This window comes from Maledivibacter sp. (assembly GCA_025210375.1).
Taxonomy (GTDB): domain Bacteria; phylum Bacillota; class Clostridia; order Peptostreptococcales; family Caminicellaceae; genus JAOASB01.
On record JAOASB010000024.1, the window covers coordinates 22,160 to 39,295 of the forward strand.

Annotated in this window: 16 protein-coding genes and 1 riboswitch; of the genes, 8 read left to right on the forward strand and 8 right to left on the reverse strand. The window is 31.9% G+C overall.

Features of this window, described 5'->3' with window-relative positions; genetic code table 11:
- Window positions 1-717: 717 nt before the first annotated feature.
- Complete coding sequence (locus N4A68_08455) at window positions 718-1,053, reverse strand: DUF805 domain-containing protein (GenBank protein MCT4564332.1); 336 nt, start codon at window positions 1,051-1,053, stop codon at window positions 718-720.
- A 329-nt stretch (window positions 1,054-1,382) separates the two neighbouring features.
- Here N4A68_08455 and N4A68_08460 point away from each other — a divergent pair, with 329 nt between their 5' ends.
- Window positions 1,383-4,058: a leucine-rich repeat domain-containing protein gene (locus N4A68_08460; protein MCT4564333.1), complete on the forward strand. Its 2,676-nt coding sequence runs from the start codon at window positions 1,383-1,385 to the stop codon at window positions 4,056-4,058.
- Between the two features lie 75 nt (window positions 4,059-4,133).
- On the forward strand, window positions 4,134-5,384 hold the full coding sequence (locus N4A68_08465) for a hypothetical protein (protein ID MCT4564334.1): 1,251 nt from the start codon (window positions 4,134-4,136) through the stop codon (window positions 5,382-5,384).
- Between the two features lie 194 nt (window positions 5,385-5,578).
- Here the strand turns inward: N4A68_08465 and thiE are convergent, their stop codons facing one another.
- Genes thiE through thiW form a run of 5 tightly spaced genes read right to left on the reverse strand, consistent with a single transcriptional unit; the run spans window position 5,579 to window position 9,493 of the window.
- A complete protein-coding gene (gene thiE / locus N4A68_08470; protein MCT4564335.1) occupies window positions 5,579-6,202 on the reverse strand; it encodes a thiamine phosphate synthase in 624 nt (207 codons plus the stop codon).
- Complete coding sequence (thiM, locus tag N4A68_08475) at window positions 6,195-7,007, reverse strand: hydroxyethylthiazole kinase (GenBank protein ID MCT4564336.1); 813 nt, start codon at window positions 7,005-7,007, stop codon at window positions 6,195-6,197. Before thiM ends, thiE begins: the two co-directional genes overlap by 8 nt.
- Entirely contained in the window at window positions 6,974-8,197 is a 1,224-nt protein-coding gene (gene cytX / locus N4A68_08480) for a putative hydroxymethylpyrimidine transporter CytX (GenBank protein MCT4564337.1), read from the reverse strand. The genes thiM and cytX overlap by 34 nt, the downstream gene beginning before the upstream one ends.
- A complete protein-coding gene (gene thiD, locus N4A68_08485; protein MCT4564338.1) occupies window positions 8,190-8,996 on the reverse strand; it encodes a bifunctional hydroxymethylpyrimidine kinase/phosphomethylpyrimidine kinase in 807 nt (268 codons plus the stop codon). Before thiD ends, cytX begins: the two co-directional genes overlap by 8 nt.
- Window positions 8,997-8,998: 2 nt before the next feature.
- Window positions 8,999-9,493: an energy coupling factor transporter S component ThiW gene (thiW, locus tag N4A68_08490; protein ID MCT4564339.1), complete on the reverse strand. Its 495-nt coding sequence runs from the start codon at window positions 9,491-9,493 to the stop codon at window positions 8,999-9,001.
- 86 nt (window positions 9,494-9,579) lie between these two features.
- Window positions 9,580-9,686: riboswitch (TPP riboswitch) on the reverse strand.
- Between the two features lie 412 nt (window positions 9,687-10,098).
- Between thiW and N4A68_08495 the strand changes: the two genes are divergently transcribed.
- From N4A68_08495 to N4A68_08505, 3 genes are all read left to right on the forward strand, one after another.
- Entirely contained in the window at window positions 10,099-10,548 is a 450-nt protein-coding gene (locus tag N4A68_08495) for a MarR family transcriptional regulator (protein ID MCT4564340.1), read from the forward strand.
- Window positions 10,549-10,550: 2 nt separating this feature from the next.
- A complete protein-coding gene (locus N4A68_08500) occupies window positions 10,551-11,906 on the forward strand; it encodes an MATE family efflux transporter (GenBank protein MCT4564341.1) in 1,356 nt (451 codons plus the stop codon).
- A 169-nt stretch (window positions 11,907-12,075) separates the two neighbouring features.
- A complete protein-coding gene (locus N4A68_08505; protein ID MCT4564342.1) occupies window positions 12,076-12,300 on the forward strand; it encodes a hypothetical protein in 225 nt (74 codons plus the stop codon).
- A 121-nt stretch (window positions 12,301-12,421) separates the two neighbouring features.
- On the opposite strand, the gene N4A68_08510 is transcribed toward N4A68_08505, so the two are convergent.
- Window positions 12,422-12,793 (reverse strand): hypothetical protein, encoded by a 372-nt coding sequence (locus N4A68_08510; protein MCT4564343.1) that lies wholly within the window; start codon window positions 12,791-12,793, stop codon window positions 12,422-12,424.
- 797 nt (window positions 12,794-13,590) lie between these two features.
- Between N4A68_08510 and N4A68_08515 the strand changes: the two genes are divergently transcribed.
- The 3 genes from N4A68_08515 (at window position 13,591) to N4A68_08525 (ending at window position 16,042) form a co-directional block, all read left to right on the forward strand.
- Window positions 13,591-14,292 carry a response regulator transcription factor gene (locus N4A68_08515; GenBank protein MCT4564344.1) on the forward strand — a complete coding sequence of 234 codons (702 nt, stop codon included), beginning with the start codon at window positions 13,591-13,593 and terminating at the stop codon, window positions 14,290-14,292.
- On the forward strand, window positions 14,289-15,692 hold the full coding sequence (locus tag N4A68_08520; GenBank protein ID MCT4564345.1) for an ATP-binding protein: 1,404 nt from the start codon (window positions 14,289-14,291) through the stop codon (window positions 15,690-15,692). Before N4A68_08515 ends, N4A68_08520 begins: the two co-directional genes overlap by 4 nt.
- A gap of 185 nt (window positions 15,693-15,877) precedes the next feature.
- The gene (locus N4A68_08525) at window positions 15,878-16,042 is read left to right on the forward strand and encodes a hypothetical protein (protein MCT4564346.1); all 165 of its coding nucleotides are present in this window, start codon (window positions 15,878-15,880) and stop codon (window positions 16,040-16,042) included.
- 208 nt (window positions 16,043-16,250) lie between these two features.
- Here N4A68_08525 and N4A68_08530 read toward each other — a convergent pair whose 3' ends face one another.
- Window positions 16,251-16,409, reverse strand: a complete 159-nt coding sequence (locus N4A68_08530; GenBank protein MCT4564347.1) for an aspartyl-phosphate phosphatase Spo0E family protein — start codon at window positions 16,407-16,409, stop codon at window positions 16,251-16,253.
- Window positions 16,410-17,136: the final 727 nt, after the last annotated feature.

Here is a 17,136-nt window from a genome sequence, read left to right on the forward strand (position 1 = left end):
TTTTGCTTAGAAAGCATTTTAAAGTATAAACAAATAAACAAAGTACTATAGGTATTTGTAAATGCATCCAAAGAAAACACTGGTTTGTATGTCGTGGGAAACTAGTACCCTGTTCAACTAGAATCCTATATTCTTCAACACTTGGATTGATAAATGGTAGTACAATCCCGGAGTGAAATAGTAACCAAAATAAAAGAAGATCAATTATTATAATAATAAATACTATCCTGTGCTTATTAAATCTATTAAGCATACATTATCACCTACATATTCGAATTTGACTGGCTGATATAATTATATAGTAATATCCAAAAAAAATAAAGAATTGACTAATATTATATATAGATTTCCAAAAGTTAAACTTAATTTATACATATCAAAATATCCGATGGTTCTAGGGAGTTTTGATGTGTATAAATTAACTGTTTAACTGGAATATCTATAATCATTAAAATAAGATTAATTAAAATATTTTACTTAAAATAGTATGTATAATTAAATATTCAACACTAACTATTAAAGCATTGCTCAAAAAATAAAAAAATACTTTGGTTTCATGCCATTGGCATTTCCAATATTCTCCTCTAAATAATGAAATAAAATCACATTCATTTCTAATATTCCTTTCCATATTTATATGATAAAGAGAATTATTACAAGATAACATTACCTACATATATATATAATTTCATATATAGACTAAGGGGGTACTTATTCTTATTTATCTGTCACTACCAATGGATCTTCACCATATTTATTTGGTCCATAGGTGCCTTTGATAAATACTAGAAGTATAATTAAAAAAGTACTTATGAAAGGGATTAGCAGTAAAAATATAAAGCCACCAGATATTTCAAGGTCGTGTAATCTTTTAATAATAATGCATATACCTGCAATAGCAAAAATAATACAGGTAGCATATAAAAAGATGCTTTTTAAATATCCAATATCGGTTTCGATGTTATTAAAGAAAATACCTAATAAAAAAATAACACGTAAAAAATGTGCGCGGTTCACACGCCCCTCAAATGAGAAGTAACTCTTGAAATCCAATATAACACCACCTTTTATTAAATATCTACTAAGTATTATAACATATTTAACAAATCGTAGAATTGAAAAACTAAGGGACATAGATCATGAAATATGATCTAAAAATTATACCTGAATATTTTGAGTATGGATAAAAAACAACAAGAATCTATATTGGTAATAAGATTAGCACATATCAAGTCGTAATATATGGAGTTTTGAATAAAATAATTTTAAATTATGATATAATGTAGATAGTTTTGGGGCAAAACTAAATGTTTATGATACAATAGATTTTTATTTAGCACAAAACCCATAGATATACTAATATTAGGAGGATTAAGTTGAAAATGAGGAAGATATTTATGAAAACATTAGGGATTGTTATAGTTATCTTAGTTACTTTTATATCCACATATACCGGGGTTATGGCTGATGAAATTCCCTTAGGGAGTGAGATTGGTATATTTGCCCTAAGCGATGACATCATATACATTAATGGACAGAGGCTTCAAGGATATACTGTAGAAAATGAAGTAGCTATCTGTATTGAGGACTTAATACATTGTGGATTTGATGGCAACTGGGATTCATTGCTTAGGGAAAGCACCTTTGAATATACAGGGATTAAAAAAGGTGATAATCCAAATAAAATAATTAAGGGGAAAATACAGGGGAACAGCATAGTGTCAACAGATGTAAAACTTTATTTAGATGGGGACAGAATAAAAGCATATTCCACAGGGGAATATTCTTTAATAAAAATTACGGATTTGATTGATTTTGCCAAAATTGAAGAGGGAGAGGCTATTAATATAACAATAGATAAAGAAACCCTTAATGATCTAGAGATAGTAAAATTTAAGGATAAACAATTACAGCAAATAATAAGACAAAAACTAAACCAGCCATATGGAAGATTATTCAAAAGGTCTCTTATGGGAATGGAAACTATTTCAGAAGCTGAAATAGGACAAATAGAAAGCCTAGAAGGAATTGAACATCTAACAAACCTTAAGGAGTTACAACTAAGATCAGCTATTAGACCAAAAGATATAGAGTTATTAGAAAAGTTGCCAAATCTGAAAAGACTCAAACTAGGTAGAGAATCGGGATATGGTCTTGAGTTTTTAAAAGAATTAAAATTCCTTGAAGATTTACAAATTGAGATCGTATGGTCAGTGAAGACAATAGGAGAACTAACTAATCTAAAAAAATTATCCCTTAAAACAGAAGCCAATGACCTTAGTTCACTGTCAAACTTAAAGAATCTAAGGGAATTAGCACTTGATTCATATAGTAGTGAAAGTCAAGATATAGATAAAAAAAGGCCGGATATAGGTAAACTCTTATTGGAATTAGACAATCTTCAAAAATTAAAGCTATATGTTACTCCTCTAGACCTAGTAAGTAATAAATATTTAGGAGTTAAAAAATTAGATTTTTTAGATGATTTTGAATTGCTTTTAAATGTTAGAGATAATTATAGTTATCTAAGTGAGGATGTTAAAAATTTAAGCAGTTTAAAGGAGTTTACCAAGGTAACTAAATTAAGCATATATGAGAAAAAGGAAGGTGCAAATAAAGTAGCGGTAAAAAGTATGATGGGCGTAGGATATTTAAAAAACCTTAAAGAGTTAAATATAGATACAAGGAATTTAAATATTATGCATACTATTTTACCTTTAAATGAATTAAAACATTTAGAAAAAATTTATTTAAATAATCAGAATGTAGACAACTTGGAGTATTTTAAAGATATGTCGGGGCTAAAGGAAATATATATATTAAACAATAGAAAAGAGATAAGTGACTTTAAAATTTTGGGGAATTTTGAAGCTCTTAAAACATTAAAAATCTCCTTTGCTGAAAGTATTGATGCAAATGAACCCCTAAATATTTCTTCTTTAGCAAATCTACATATGTTAGAAAATATTGAACTTACAGGATGTAAAGTTAATGATATCTCGTGGATTGAAGGGTTAAAAGGCTTAAAGACAATCAACTTGGCCAACAATAGCATAGTGGATATATCATCGGTGGCAAGTCTAAATAATATTGAAGAAATTAATTTAGAATATAATGGGATAGAAGATATTTATCCTATAATTGATAATAAAAAATTAAAAAGATTAAATGTATCCTATAATGATGGTGTGATAATTCCAATTGGCTTTTATCTACCTGACCTTGAAGTGCTAGAGTGGGAAGGAAATGATATAAAGAGTGTTGCTTTTAATCAAAAAATGTTTAAACTTAAAAAATTGAATCTGTCACGTAATAGTTTGGAGACCATTAAGGGGATTGAAAACATATTTAATGTAGAGGCATTGGACTTGGATGGAAATAGTATATCCGACATAGATTTTCTATCGGATATGGTTAACCTAAAGGTACTTTCCCTAAATCATAATAGAATTGAAGACATTCATCCCTTAACAAACCTATGTTATTTAGAGTCCCTTGGTATAGGGGAAAATAGAATAAATAATATGAATCCAATTCTTAGCCTTACTAATTTGAAAAATCTAAGCTTAAATGAAATAATGGTAAAAGATATTTTAGGGGAGATGAACAAATCAAAGAATTCTAGTTTCTTTGAAGACGTAAAAACAACTATGAAAGACTTTGATGCTACAACAGATGTTGTTACAATAGAACTTGAGTTTTATAACTTTTTACAAAATTGTGGTTTTGAGTTACTTGATGAAACAGGAGAGAAGACAGCTTTCCTAATTGCACCTGTTTTAGGCTTGCCTAGGGGTGAATGGAGAAGTGCTTTAGGCTATAAAACACCTGGAGATGATGGACTTAGTCTGCAATTATTTACTGAATACAGTCCTGAAAAAATGCCTATTAAAATTACGATTATAGCTGATGTTGATAAACAACAAGCTGATATTTATGTGGATGGAGAACTTAGACTAGAAAAAATGAGGTTTGATGAATCGGTTGAAAACATTGGTAGATGTATATTGTATGGAAATGTTAGATTAAAAGGCATAAATAAAGGTTCCAATGAGTGATAAAAGGGAACAGGGGTTTGTCTGGAAAATGCAATATTCCAAGACGGTAACGGAAAAGGAATGGGGAAATTACTGATGAAGAGAAAATACTCAATCCTATTAATAGGTATCATGATATTTTTATGTGGATGTAGTAATGTAGTATGTACTAGCAATAAAATATTAGCTAATAAAGAAAGTATAAAATCAGGTTATTCTAATGATAAAGAGAGGGATAACAGTGTCTTAGAAAACAATAATATGGAACATAAGAAGAACTCCGGGTTATTATTGGGACTGAAAAAATCAACAGAAAATGATCATGAAGTAACTGAATACGAAACAATATGGATAGCTCAAGATAATGAAAATATTATGGTCAGACGTGGTAAAGGTTTCTTAAGCGTGCCATATGGAAAAGCTTTTTATAAAATACAAAATTCAATATATGATAACAAAAAATTCACTCCAGAAGCCGATGATACATCGGACGAAGCACCAATTTATAATTATGAGTACAAATTCCATTTTATTGATACCATAGCATACCCCTTTGGGGATAAACCAAATGAGGTATGCTATGATGATATCTCTTGGGGATATGGTGAATGGCCCATTAGAACAACTAAGGATGAAGTTCTATTTGTGGGGAATAAGTATATATTAATTAACGAGGACTATTACGAAACTGGGGGAGGTACGTACAGGTTTAGCTCGTACTCAAACTCATTATATGAATTAAAGTATTTAAATAAAGAGTACAAGAAGAATATTGCAGACTTAAATGATTTTTTTGATATGGATGAGGAAAAATTAAAGGGCTATAAAAGTAATTATAAAAATAGTTATGACAGTGATTTAAATGATGATAATGAATTTAGAAGGCTTATTAAGTACAAACAAGAAGTAGCTAGTGAAAAACCCTTAGTCACTAGAAAAAATGGTCATTGGATTGCGGCATTACCACTGGAAGAAATATATAACCATGAGGGCAATGGAAGTACAAATATTACTGCAATAGATTCCTTGGAAATCACAGATGAGGTTTCTAATAAATTACTATGTTATGATGATTTAATCATACCCTTTGAAAGTATAAAAGAACAAATTCCTGAGGCTAGAGATGCAGTTTCATCGCCTAATGGAAGTATGTTAGTGGTATTGGTTGAAGATAGAATTGATATCTACTTATATAAAGGTGAAACTGATGAATTAAAAGAGCCAAATTATTCTATATGTATAGGGGATGAACAAAGTGTTGTTTCCAATCAATGGGCAACTAACAAATATGTTAAAACATGGGATGATACTTTGAAGGAATATCTCACTATAGATAAAATAAAGTAGCTAGATATATGTTTCAACAGGGAATAGAGAGTTTAGCTTATTAAGAAAAACTAATGAATAAATCAAGACCTAAATAGGAGCAAGACAAAGGTTATTCACCGGTATACTGCTGGTTAGAGATAGTTAAAAAATTTAGCCTTTAAAAAAGGAAATTGCCTATAAGACAATTTCCTCGAGTATATACAAAATATATTTTATTCAAATAAATTGTTAAAAGATGCAGTTGTCTTTTCTGGATCAGCTGCATTTAAAATTGAAGATGAGACGGCAATACCATCCACTTTATAATTAACAAGCTCTACAGCATTACGGGTATTGATTCCTCCTATTGCATATATAGGAATAGAAATCATCTTTCTCACATCTAAAAATTCTTCCTTTGATATATACTCGGCATCTTTTTTGGTGCTTGTGGGAAATACAGCTCCCACACCTAGATAATCTGCACCCTCTTCTTGTGCTTTCAAAGCAGTCTCAGTGGTTTTAGCAGAGATACCAATGATTTTCTTATTACCTAAAATTTTTCTAGCAACCACTAAGGGTAAATCCCTTTGGCCTAAATGCACCCCATCGGCATCCACCGCTTGGGCTATATCAAGTCTATCATTTATTATTAATAGGGCTTGATGTTTATTGCATAGCTCCTTAAGTTTCAATGCATGGTTATAGAATTCTAAAGATGATGACTGCTTTTCTCTCAATTGGATTATACTTGCTCCGCCTTGAATCGATTGTTCAACTTTCCTATACAGGGTGCTAAAATCAAAATTGGAATCATCTGTTATAAGGTAAACCGGGCGATTTTTTAAACTAAGCATGATTGATTTTCATCTCCTTTATAATGGTGGCGGTATCCATATTATATATTGCATCCATTAGATATGTCTTAAAGCTTCCACTGCCGTCTAGCTTTGTCATACGTTTTGCTGCAAGTTCACCGGCAATAGACATAGTTGAAATCCCCGCTATTGCCGAGGATATTGAGTCATTATTGGCACCTAAATAGCATCCAATTAAGGATGTAGTCATACAACCTGTGCCGGTTATGGTAGTTAGAAGCATATGTCCATTATTTAAGACATAGGTATCCTTGCCATTTGATATTACGTCATGCTTTCCAGTAATGGCTATAGTGCAATCTAGCTTTTTAGCAAGGGTCTTTGCGATGTTTGCAGAGTTCTCGTCCAAATCTAGGGAATCTACCCCTCTACTTTTTGACTTTAATCCAGCAATGCATTTTATTTCTGATAAATTACCCTTTATTACTTGGAATTTTAATTCATCCAAAAACTCCATAATCATATTGTAGCGAAAAGGAGTAGCACCAATACCGACAGGGTCTAGCACTACAGGTATGTTATTCTCGTTTGCAGCCTTCCCAGCTATTAGCATTGATTTCATATTTTCTGGAGAACATGTTCCTATATTTAATACCAATGCATTGCTGATTTTTACCATGTCAGCTACTTCAATGGGGGCACTTGCCATTACAGGGGAAGCCCCTAAAGCTAATACTACATCGGCACATCTGCTAACCGTTACATAATTAGTGATGTGATGAATCAATGGACAAATTTCTTTTACATTATCTAAGCTACATGAGACTTTCTTGTTAATTTCCATGATTTACATACTCCCTTTGTTATAATAAATAGAAAACTGGTTATACACATAACAGGAACAGTTGCTCCCAATATAAAGTCTATTTTAATAAACTGGTAATATAGGAAAACGCCGATACCCCATACAATAAATGAACCCCAGTTTACCAAAAGCTCATCATTTAATTTTTTATTCTTATATACTAAATAATCAGTAATAAAAACTGCAAATAAAGGAGCAAATACTGAACCTATGGCATAAAGGAAGTTTTCATATTGTTCTATTGGGATGACAACTGCTAAAACCATGCCGATTATAGCCATTGAAAGGGCAACCTTTTTTTCGTCAAGCTTTGGAAATATATTCAATAAAGTTACCCCTGCAGAGTAGGCATCCATAAATGTTGTAGTTATGGTGGATAAAACGATTATACCTAAAGCAAAGATGCCAAGATTAGCTGCAAGCATCATAGCCCCTGGATCTGGGTTCCCAGAAACTATTGCTCCTGCAAGACCTATTGTATACATCCAACAGCTTCCTATAAAATACCCAGTAAAACTACCAAATAGACCCGATGTAGTTTTTTTAGAAAAACGTGTGTAGTCAGCGATAAGGGGTAACCAAGAAAGAGGCATTACAACACTTAACTCTATCGCTCCTCCTATAGATAATGAATCCATAGTACCGGCCTTAAAGAGGTTTGGACTTTTAAATATAACTGTACTAAGAACGATGGTTAATAGGAATAATAGGGATACGGCAATAACATTGAGTTTTTTGAATCCAGTAATTCCGAAAAAAATCCATAGACAGATAAATCCGCCAATGACTATTGACCAGAATGACAAATGATCAAAGGACCAGATGATCTTAGTGATTTCATTAACACTTCTAGCACCGGATATAATCATAACTGCAGTCCAACCAATCAATTGAAGGACATTTAAAATAGAAAATAGGTAAGAACCGTATAACCCGAAGGAAATCCTGGTGGATAATATAGATGGGAGCTTGCTTTCGGCCCCGATATATCCTCCAAGAACTAATATACCTGTTCCAATAATATGACCTATAATGATACAAATAAACGCAGTTTTAAAACCCATAGGGGCTAGTATTCCACCGGTTAGAATTTCAGCTATGGAAATAGATGCCCCGAACCAAAGCATTAAAAGATGAAAACTATTTAACTGTGTATTAGAATTATTCATTTAAAATACCCGCCTTTCTATAAAGTTCATAAAAATGATGTGTGGGACCTACACCATGGCCAATAGAAAATCCATTCTTGATTGCAGTAGTAACATAGGTCTTTGCTTTTTTTACTGCTTCTGCAATAGATAATCCCTTCGCTAGATTTGCGGCTATAGCCGAGGATAGTGTGCAACCTGTTCCATGGGTATGTTTAGTTTCAATACGTGTTTGTTTTAGAAGATGAAAATCATTGCCATCATATAATACATCCGTTGCATCATCGGATAAATGACCGCCTTTGACCAATACATAGCTAGGACCTAGCTGATGTAATTTTTTTGCGGCTTCTTTCATAGCTTCAAGATTATCAATCTTACAATCCAATATTTCCTCTGCCTCTGGTAAGTTTGGTGTTATCAAGGTAGCCATGGGAAGTAAGACTTCTATAAGAGTTTTCTTGGCTTCTGGATTTAATAAGTCATAGCCACTTTTAGAAATCATAACCGGATCTAGTACAATAGGTGGTAGGTCATATTCCTTTAGAGTCTTTGCAATTGTTTTTATAGTCTCTATTTCCGATACCATACCTATTTTAACAGCGGACACATGGATATCATCAAATATAGCTTGGATCTGCCCTGCTATAACCTTAGGACTGATGTTTTGAACATCAAAAACCCCCTTCGTATTTTGAGCGGTTACAGCGGTAATAACGCTCATTCCATATGTACCTAGAGCTGAGAAAGCTTTTAAATCTGCTTGAATACCAGCTCCACCACAACTATCTGAACCTGCTATTGTTAAACAATTTTTCATGATTACATGCTCCTTTCTTTATCTTCAATAGACAATTTATTACCTATAGTTAGTAGGAGATAGGCGATAATACTTCCCATTAGTGAACTACTAAGGAATGGGATAATAAAAAATGTTGCTGCACATTTTGCACCAAGAACAAATTTCGCAATAGGAAAGGATACTAAGCCTCCTAATATACCAGTACCAAAGACTTCACCTAAAATAGCTAAGGGTTTTTTCTTGGTAGCCCTATATAGTATTCCCGCTGAAAATGCTCCTATCATACTTCCAGGGAAGGCTAGTAGGGAGCCCACACCAATAATATTTCTGAGTAGTGAAATGATAAAAGCATTTCCTAAGGCAAACCATGGGCCTAGCCATACGGCAGATAATATATTGATAGCATGTTGTACTGGAAAAATTTTAGAAACACCGATAGGAATATATATCAAATGTCCTGTGATAGTACCGATACCAATTAACAATGATGAAAATACAAGCCTTTTTGTTTTCATTTTGTCCTATACACCTCCTGATTTATAAAATAAGCAAACAAAAAATAAACACGAATCCAACATGGGATTCGTGTAATAAATTGTGTCAAGCAAATTCATCGCTTCCCTACGCTGGCATTATCCAGATCAGGTGAAGGGTTAAAGGATATATCCTTACTCTCAACTGGTTACACCAGTACCCCTAGCGCCTTATTATATAATTCATTTTTATAATACTATACTTTGAAGTATTTTACAATAGAGCAAATTGCATAATTATAATCCTCAAAAACTTACTGCTACATATAGTCTTAAATGCCCTAGAGGCATACCCCATTTATTATGCAACTTAGCCAAGTTAGAATTATGCAATTTCCTCAATAAATAGAAATCAAAATTAGGACACTGGATATGATAAATGTATTTAGGAAGTAAGGCATATTCTTAAAAAAATAGTTGCAAAAACAACTAAATTCCTTTATACTATTATTAGTTGTTTTTGCAACTATTTTTAGGTACTCATAAACCCTCATTGTTATTTTTAAAATAATCAAGGCGTTAATGGGATTCAAAATATTAAATTTCAAAAGTGATAGGTATGTTTATTTTAATTGGAGGTGGGTTTGTTGCATAATAAAAATCATACTATTGGAAAGAATCTCTTTACTGTTCAAAGATATTTTAAGATATTTTTAAATCATAGATTGAAAGAACATGGGTTGAATGGGGCTCAATTTATGATATTACTTATATTAACTAGACAGGATGGAGTGAGTCAAGAATCATTAAATGAAAGATTACAATTCGATAAGGGTTTTATTGCTAAGGTTGCAAAATCCCTTGAAAAAGATGGATATATTATAAGAGAGGTCAATGATAAAGATAGACGAGCTTATAAATTATTTTTAACTGACAAAGCAAAGGGTCTTAAATCAATGATGTTTGAAATATTAGATGAATGGGATAGTACTCTTTTAGATGGAGTATCGGATGAAAATATAAAAATACTGGAAAATACTTTAAATGGTATGCTAAGACGGGTGGCCATAAAGTGTAAAGAAGTTAAGGAGGAATGATTATGACAAAGCCTAATGATAATAAAATGGGCACAATGCCTATACCGAAATTGATGTTAACCATGTCATTGCCAGCAATATTATCTATGATGGTACAGGCAATGTACAATATAGTAGATAGTATATTTGTATCAAAAATTGGAGAAGAGGCTTTGACAGCTGTTTCCTTGGCCTTCCCCATTCAATTAATCATAATAGCATGTTTCTTAGGGATTGGAACTGGAGTCAATTCCCTTATCTCAAGGAAGATAGGGGAAAATGATCTGGATTCAGCTGTAAATGCCGCTGAACATGGATTTTTTCTAAGCGGTATTTTATATCTTATCATTGTGACCATTGGGATATTCCTTGCAAGTAATTTTTTTGAACTATTCACAGAGGATACAAAGATTCTTGGCTATGGTGCTGACTATATTAGGATTATAATGTTCTTTTCCTTTGGTAGAATGTTTGCCCAGGCAGGGATGAGTACGCTACAGGGTACAGGAGAAATGGTTAAGCCTATGATAGCTCAGCTTATTGGGGCGATATCTAATATTATTCTTGATCCAATATTAATCTTTGGACTTTTAGGATTTCCTGCAATGGGAGTAAGGGGAGCGGCTATTGCTACGGTTGCGGCACAGATTATTTCGATGATTTACATTATCGTAGTACTATTTAAGAGGGATAACTATATTAAGTTAGATCTCAAAAAGTTTAAATATAGCAATTCTATTACAAAACAGATAATGATTGTTGGACTGCCCGTTGCCGTTATGCAAGGATTATCTTCTGTTATGCTTACGGGACTTAACTTGGTACTTGCAAGCTTCAACGAAACTGCTGTTGCTGTAATGGGGGTTTATTATAAGCTTCAGTCCTTTGTTTTTATGCCTATATTTGGACTTTCTCAAGGGACTATGCCTATCATAGGCTACAATTTTGGGGCTCGTAATAAAGAAAGACTATTGGGGGCTTTAAAGCTTAGTATAGGTGCCGCTGTTACTTTTATGACCCTAGGGATGTTGGTATTTCAATTGTTTCCACAACAGCTTCTTTCCCTATTTAATAGTACCCGTGAGATGAGTGAAATTGGTGTAATAGCCTTCAGGATCATAAGTCTAGGCTTTCCACTGGCAGCAGCAGCCATTATGCTAAGCATATCATTCCAAGGAATGGGAGATGCTTATATAAGCCTAATAGTTTCTTTTATCAGGCAAATTATCGTTTTATTACCAGCAGCCTATATATTCGGTAAAATTTGGGGACTTAATGCAGTATGGTTTGGATTTTTGATATCAGAGGTTGTTTCTCTACTGTGTGTATTGTATTTCTTTAGAAGGGCCTATAGAACAAAGCTGTCGATGTGGGAATAGGGTAACTGCATAAAGAATTTAAAAATCAAATGGGCTGAAGATACGAAGATTTACTTAAATATAGGTTAAAGCTTTGACTAAAATGTCCATACTAAGGAAACTAATTTTAAAATCATATAGAATACTCCAGCTTTCTATGAATACCCATATATATTAAGGAGGGGGATTTATGGCTGGATTATCTCAGGAAGAATTAGTAGAAATATTAAATAGAATTAATAGTACAGATCAAATAAGGAAAAGTGACTTGCATGAAGCAATAGCCAGTGCAATTGTAGAAAACAATAAGAAAGTAGTACAAGATTTTGAGGAAAGAAACAGACAAAACATTCAGAATGAAGTCCAACGACGAGTTGACGAAGGCATTCAACTACACATAGATAATTACCATTAGAAAATAGGAGTAAATTTAAGGGACTGAGTTCTGTATAGTACTCAGTCTCTTAAAGCTGCATAATTAAATTTTGACGGCCAGTTTCAGTAGGCACTTTTTTTATGTGGTTAGATATTCATTGTTAGTCAATCTCTATTTCATGATTAAGAATTTCTTTTATTTTCATTTGTATCTTGTCTAAATTAAGATCGGCTTCTTCCTTTATACTTTTTCTAAGCATTGGGCCAATATGTTCAATATCGTCAAGGATATCTTGAAGAAGTTCTAATGCTGCAGTTGCCTCCATAACTTCTTTTGGTGTTTTAACTATGCTAGCCAGTATAGAAGTCTCAGTTCGAGAACCTATTAAAGGATTCTTTATTCCTTCAACATATATATAGGTTCTGCGTCCGGGGCCACGATTTTCCTCTATGGGATCTAGGGCAATAATCTTATCGGAACGCACAAATTTACCATAACCTAAAGGGATAACAGCATTTTCTCTTATTTCCATGACACACCATCCTTAAAATAGCAGTTATACATATATTTTATTCAATGCATAATATATTATGTATTAAATAAGTAATGTAAATAAAGTACACACAAACCATTGGCTCTGAACGTATTATATTATTGAGAGGACAAAGTTTAGAGATGGTGGTGTTTTGTGTATATGGTATATATTTTAGTATTTTTAATTGGATATATTACATGCTATTTTTTTATAAGAATGACTAATGGAAATCGATATTATAAATCCCAAATAAAATATGGACATTATATAAATAGAATAAAATTCACATTGATAAGATTAAAGCATAAATTAAGGAGGTAATAAGCCATTCTTGGAGCCATAATTAAATGATTATTAACAAAAGTTAATAATTTCTTAATATTTTGATAAGTAGGAGTTAATTTTTAAAAGTTAGTATATATATAGAAATATTAAGAAATGCTAAAAAATTGGGGTGAAAAGAGTGGAGGGGGAAATATGATAGCTTTTATGGATTTATTAAGCTTTTATAAAGATACTACTAAGGGACCTATAGAGGAGCCAATAATTATACTATAGATTTATTCCTCATAAATCAATATCATCTATTGTAAGCAAGCTCGCTAACGGGATAGTTAGCGAGCTTGTTATCTTTATTTAAGCTTTTTATGAAGCGAAATCGATTAGATAAACAGCTTTGATTATTACAAATAGTTAACATATGTTATAATGGAGTTAAGAAAAAAATAAAATCATATAGTAATTTATTTTTATAAAAAAATATTCTTATCCGCTTGCTTAGGGGGAGTATTATGTTGGGTAAAAGGATACTAGTTGTAGATGATGAAAAAGAAATATGTGAATTAATAAGAGATTATTTAGTAAAAGAAGGATTTGAAGTGATTCTGGCTAATGATGGAGAACAAGGGTTACAATACTATCGTCAGTATGAACCCTTACTAATAATATTAGATGTAATGCTACCGAAGATAGATGGTATGGAAATTTGCCGTATTGTTAGATCTGAATCATTGATACCAATAGTAATGCTTAGTGCGAGAAAAAGTGATGTTGATAAAATTCTGGGTTTAGGTTTTGGAGCAGATGATTATATTAGCAAACCCTTTAGTCCAAGAGAATTAGTAGCAAGGGTCAAAGCACATCTAAGGAGATATAAGATGCTTTCTTCAAAAATTAATGATAATGATCATATGTTAAGGTATGGTGATCTTGAGATAGACAAAAAAGGTTATAATGTATATGTTGGTGGTACAAAGGTTGACCTAGCTGCAAAGGAATTTGAAGTTTTATTACATTTAGCGGTTCATCCCCACCAAGTTTTCACTAGAGATCAAATATTTGAAAAAATATGGGGGTACAATGAATTTGGTGATATTAGTACTATAACAGTACACATAAGGAAAATACGTGAAAAAATCGAAAACAATCCTTCTAGCCCTAAGTATATAAAGACTGTTTGGGGCGTAGGTTACAAGTTTGATGGTGGAGAAAAATGAAGTTTGGAATTAGGACAAAGCTTTTTATTTCTTTCACTATAGTTATTGTACTTCCATTGATAATAACAGGTATATTGCTTTATTTTGTTACAATTCAATTAGAAAACGATCCTAGGTCAAGAGAACTTGAAAAGATTAAGCTAGGCAGGCATGAAATTGTTGATATTATTGAAGATAACTATTCTCTCATTAGTAGAAGTGAGAAACTATATAAAATCATAAAACCATTACTTGAGAAATATGATCTCAATTTAGAGCTACAGGATTTAGATGGTTACATCCTATTTGACTCAAAGGATTTTAGTAAAACCTTAGATGATAAATCGGAGTATGAAGGAAAAAATATAGATAAAGGGATTAAGGCAAAAACTGTCCTCAATATATTTCACGATAACCAGATGATTTCTAGGGCCATATTTTATCAATATAAGAATAGTGAATCTATAGAAGATAAAGCTAAGTTCTATAGAATGTTTACATATGGATTCGGAGTAATGTTTGTTACTGTATTAATAACTATTTTTACTTGGTATATGTCAGGTACTATTTTGAAGCCATTAAAGGAATTAAGTGCTGCAACAAAGAATATATCTGAAGGCAATTTAGATTATCAAATAAAATATAAAAACAATGATGAAATAGGAAAGTTTTGTATTGTTTTTGATGATATGAGAAAAGAATTGAAGGAATCCCTTGAGAATCAGGTAAAATACGAAAAATCACGTAGAGAGCTTATTGCAAGCATTTCACATGAATTAAGAACACCAATTACATCTATTACTGGATATGTAGAGGGATTAGAGGAGGGTATTGCTTCCGATGGGGAAATGTTTCAAAGGTATATATCTGTGATTAAAGACAAAACCGAGAAGCTAGATCATTTAATTGAAGACCTTTTTCAATACTCTCAGATGGAATTAGGGCAGCTAAATATGAATATAATGACGATAAATAGTATGGAGCTATTTGAAGAAATATTTACAAATTTAAAGATGGAATTCATGAATACCAATATAGCTTTCACCCGTCAAGGTCCTTTGCCCGATGTGGAGATCAATGTTGACCATTACAGAATAAGGCAAGTTATTGACAATCTTATACAAAATGCAAAACGATATGCAAATAGTGATGGAAAGATAAGTGCTGGAGTGAAATTAAAGAACGATAATAAAATTGTGGTCTTTATCACCGACAATGGTGAAGGAATTCCAGAAGAAGATATAGAGAACATATTCGAGAAATTCTTTAGAGGAGAAAAATCTCGTTCTAGGGAGTATGGGGGTGTCGGCTTAGGTTTGGCAATCTGTAAGCATATTGTAGAAGCCCATGGTGGAGAAATATGGGTTGATAGTAAGACTGGAAGGGGAAGTACATTCTATTTTACTATACCAACGTTATAGGTTGAATTATATTGTTTTTAAAGGGAGATGTTGCATGACTTAGGGTATTAGAAGTAAAACTTTACTTTGTAGACGACTATTTGGGATATGATATAAAGGATTTAATAAAGGGAAAAAAAGTACATAAATTCATAATTGGAAGAATATCCTTTCCATATATACAAGTTTTGGAGAGGAGTAAATCAATGAAAAAATTAGTATGTAGAAAATGCGGGGGAAGTTTTTTTAGGTTTAGAAAAAAAGATTCCAGTATTGAATGCTTTAAATGCAAAATTCCAATAAATATCTCAAATTTTAAGGGAAATAACATAGACCACCTATGGATTTCATGGAAAAGCTATAAAGAATAGACACAGGGGATAAAGATCAAAAAATAAACTTTAAAGCTAATTAATCAAAATTTACAGGAACTTAAGGGTAAATTTATACTTAAACCTTTGTTAAATATAAAGAATATATGTATTAGGGCAGAAAAACCTAATTACTATTAGGTTTGGTAAAAAACATTTAAATAATTCTAATGTAGTAGGAGCTTATTGAAATGAAATCCTATAAATATTACTGAATAGCAAGCTCATTATATTCGTTTATAAGTATGTCAAGTTTCTGACTAGCAGCTATCACAAAAGGGTCCAACAAGTCTCCGTTACAAATTCTGATTAAATTTTCTAAGTCTCGTCTTGATTCTTCCAACGTAATGTCAGTTATTCTAATCATTAGTATAGTACCCCCTAAAAAATTGTATCAATATAGAAGCTTATGTAAGGTAATGCCAAGAAAAATGATATCATTATTAGAGTTACCAGTCAATAGGAGAATGTGTCAAAACTTGTAAAAAAAGAATTTTTCTTTATGTTTCTAACATTGTAATGTTAAAAAGGGTAAGATAAACACATGTATTGTAGATTTCAATTAGAAATTGAATTAAATGAAATATTAGACAAGAGTTATGAGAAACTTTGTCTAGATAGCAAATCGCATAATTACTTTCTATAGAAACCATTTACCACATGTAGTTTTAAAATCCCAATAGCTATACCATATATATTATGCAATTTCCTCTAGATATAAGATTAAGGATATTTTGCATTAACAAGAATTCTTAAGAATTTAACAATAGAAGCTTCTAGAAAAATGTGTGTAAAAACGATAACAATAATTTTCCATTTGACTTTTGTTTTTGAACATGATAAGATATTCCTTGTCGCTAAGAAAAAGCGACGAAACAAATGTCGAAAAAAGTATTGACAAGCTTAAACAAAAATGGTATTATATTTAAGCGTCGTTGGTGAGAAACGAAGCGAAAAAACTTTGGACATTGAAAACTAAACAGTGTAAGGAATTAAACCTTAGTTTGATAATAAATTCAAACTATAAAGAAACGCCAGTTTTATTTTAAGAGTTTGATCCTGGCTCAGGATGAACGCTGGCGGCGTGCTTAACA